At 68.8% G+C, this 2,836-nt stretch carries 4 protein-coding genes; 1 reads left to right on the top strand and 3 read right to left on the bottom strand.

What is annotated here, in order from left to right:
* Window positions 1-259: 259 nt before the first annotated feature.
* On the bottom strand, window positions 260-712 hold the full coding sequence (ispF, locus tag NYZ98_RS33440) for a 2-C-methyl-D-erythritol 2,4-cyclodiphosphate synthase (RefSeq protein ID WP_262847751.1): 453 nt from the start codon (window positions 710-712) through the stop codon (window positions 260-262).
* Between the two features lie 17 nt (window positions 713-729).
* Window positions 730-1,212 (bottom strand): CarD family transcriptional regulator, encoded by a 483-nt coding sequence (locus NYZ98_RS33445; RefSeq protein ID WP_262847753.1) that lies wholly within the window; start codon window positions 1,210-1,212, stop codon window positions 730-732.
* A gap of 263 nt (window positions 1,213-1,475) precedes the next feature.
* Here NYZ98_RS33445 and NYZ98_RS33450 point away from each other — a divergent pair, with 263 nt between their 5' ends.
* The gene (locus tag NYZ98_RS33450; protein ID WP_262847755.1) at window positions 1,476-2,108 is read left to right on the top strand and encodes a copper chaperone PCu(A)C; all 633 of its coding nucleotides are present in this window, start codon (window positions 1,476-1,478) and stop codon (window positions 2,106-2,108) included.
* A gap of 71 nt (window positions 2,109-2,179) precedes the next feature.
* On the opposite strand, the gene NYZ98_RS33455 is transcribed toward NYZ98_RS33450, so the two are convergent.
* Window positions 2,180-2,836 (bottom strand): response regulator transcription factor (locus NYZ98_RS33455; protein WP_262847758.1); only part of this gene is annotated, 657 nt, incomplete at its 5' end.

The raw sequence follows: 2,836 nt of genomic DNA on the forward strand, positions 1-2,836 counted from the left end.
GGGCGGGATCGGGGGCGGGGGGGTAGCCGGTGGGGTCGGGGAAGGTCGGCAGGGCCGGTAGGCCATGGAAAAACGCCCGAGCCCAAGGCGAGGACCATTTCCGCTGGGCTCGGCGCCGTATGAGGCGCCGAGTTCGCCACACCTCGTCCCGCCGCGTCGGCGCCCAATGGTTGGCAGCGTCTGTGGGGAGATGGTCGTGGTCAGGGTCGGGGGGGTCGTGAGATCGGGGGGTCAGGGGGTGTGAGGTCGGGAGGGAGGGTTAGAAGAGGAGGGCGGTGGCTAGGGCGGCTAGGCCTTCGCCTCGGCCGGTGAGTCCCAGGCCGTCGGTGGTGGTGGCGGAGATGCTCACTGGGGCGTCTACGGCGGCGCTGAGGGCCTTCTCGGCCTCGGCGCGGCGCGAGGCCAGCTTCGGGCGGTTGCCGATGATCTGGACGGCGATGTTGCCGATCTCGAAGCCGGCGGCGCGGACGTGGCGCGCGGCCTCCGCGAGGAGGGTGACGCCGGACGCGCCGGACCACCGCGGGTCGGCGGTGCCGAACAACCCTCCGAGGTCGCCCAGCCCGGCGGCGGACAGCAGCGCGTCGCAGCACGCGTGGGCGGCGGCGTCGCCGTCGGAGTGACCCGCGAGGCCCGTCTCGCCCGGCCAGTGGAGGCCGGCGAGGTGGAGCTCACGGCCGGATGCGAAAGGGTGGACGTCGACTCCGACGCCCACCCTTGGATGTTTCGTGTTCAGGAGTTGAGAACCTCGTCGAGAAGTGCCTCGGCCTTGTCCTCGTTGGTCTTCTCCGCAAGCGCGAGCTCACTGACCAGTATCTGCCTGGCCTTCGCGAGCATGCGCTTCTCGCCCGCGGACAAGCCTCGCTCCTTGTCGCGCCTCCACAGGTCGCGCACCACTTCGGCCACCTTGTTGACGTCACCGGACGCCAGCTTCTCTAGGTTGGCCTTGTAGCGGCGGGACCAGTTGGTGGGCTCTTCGGTGTGTGGCATGCGCAGAACGTCGAAGACTCGCTCTAGGCCTTCCTGGCCTACAACGTCACGCACGCCGACGAGCTCGGCGTTCTCCGCCGGCACCTGAACGGTAAGGTCGCCCTTGTCGACCTTCAGCACCAGATAGGTTCTGTCCAAGCCCTTTATAGTGCGGGTCGTGATGGCTTCGATCCGAGCAGCCCCGTGGTGGGGGTAGACGACAGTGTCGCCGACCTGGAAAGTCATGTGACAAGTACCCCTTCCGCTGTACTCCAGGATACCACGCGCCAGTCCCCTCCCGGAACAGTGAAATCAACATAACTGCAGGTCAAAGCCTCGATTTGGGACTTGACAACTGGGCGGCTATGTGAATCTCAAGTCCTGACATGCCCGATGACCTGCGGTGCTGACCCCCTCCGCGTAGGTTCCGGCCCCGCTCCGAGGGGGACCCAGAGCATGGATAAGGTTGCCTCTTGCCATGCCCATGTGTATCAAGGAGACCCCCAACCGTGACCAGCACCAGCCGTCGCAGGGTGATCGCCGCCGCCGCGCTGCTCGCCGCCGTCCCGACGCTGGCCGCGTGCGGCGCGGGTAGCGACGCGAACACCAGCAACGCGTACGCCCCGACCGAGGCCAACGTGCTCATCGACGGCACCGCCGGGGCCGGCAAGACCTACGGGAGGAACGGCATCAAGATCGCCCAGGCGTTCCTCCTCGGCCCGGACGCGGGCGCGCAGATCGCCCAGGGCGGCTCTGTTCCGCTCTACCTGACCATGGTGAACTACGGCACCTCCGCCGACACCCTCCAAGGGGTGGCTGTGGCCGATCAGAGCTTCGCCTCGGTCAAGGCGCAGGGCTCCATCACGCTGCCCCCCGGCCAGCTGGTCAACACCGGCAGGCCCGCCTCCACGGTGGTCCTGGAGGGCTCCAAGAAGCCCCTGTACGGCGGCGAGAACCTCGCGGTGACGCTGAAGTTCGCCAACGCGGGTGACATCGACATGGCGATCCCGGTGGTCACCCGCAGCCGCGAGTTCACGACCCTGTCGCCCGCCCCGAGCGCGCCGCCCGCCGCCGCCACGCCGTCCCCGACTGCGTCCCAGGGCACGACCGACCCGGCCGCCACCCCCACGGCGAGCGGCTGAGCCCTCAGCGGCCCCGGCCGGGAGCGGCGATCACGACATCGATGATCAGAATGTCAGCGCAAGCGCACTGATCACGCCTCGGCCGGGTCGAACTTGTAGCCGAGGCCGCGGACGGTGAGGATGCAGCGAGGGTTGGAGGGATCGGCCTCCACCTTCGCCCTCAGCCGCTTGACGTGCACGTCGAGGGTCTTGGTGTCGCCCACGTAGTCGGCGCCCCAGACCCGGTCGATGAGCTGGCCACGGGTGAGCACCCGCCCCGCGTTGCGGAGCAGCACTTCAAGGAGCTCGAACTCCTTCAGGGGCAGCTGCACCTGCAGTCCGCGCACCGCGACGATGTGCCGGTCGACGTCCATGCGTACGGGCCCGGCGGCCAGGACCGCCTGCTCGATCTCCTCGGCGTCGCCCTGCCTGCGGAGCACCGCCCGGATGCGGGCGACCAGCTCGCGCGAGGAGAACGGCTTGGTGACGTAGTCGTCGGCGCCCAGTTCCAGGCCGACGACCTTGTCGATCTCGCTGTCCTTGGCGGTCAGCATGATCACGGGGACCTTGGAACGCTGCCGTAGCGAGCGGCACACCTCCGTGCCCGGCAGGCCGGGCAGCATGAGGTCGAGGAGCACCAGGTCGGCGCCGCTCCGGTCGAAGGTGTCGAGCGCCTCCGGGCCGGTGGTCGCGATCGCGACCTCGAACCCCTCTTTGCGCAACATATAGGACAGGGCGTCGGAAAACGA

It is taken from the genome of Sphaerisporangium corydalis, from assembly GCF_025506355.1.
GTDB classification, from domain to species: Bacteria; Actinomycetota; Actinomycetes; order Streptosporangiales; family Streptosporangiaceae; genus Sphaerisporangium; species Sphaerisporangium corydalis.

Bases quoted from the DNA above. Each gene is read 5' to 3' on its own strand.
- NYZ98_RS33445 (WP_262847753.1), bottom strand. From the start codon at position 1,212: ATGACTTTCCAGGTCGGCGACACTGTCGTCTACCCCCACCACGGGGCT.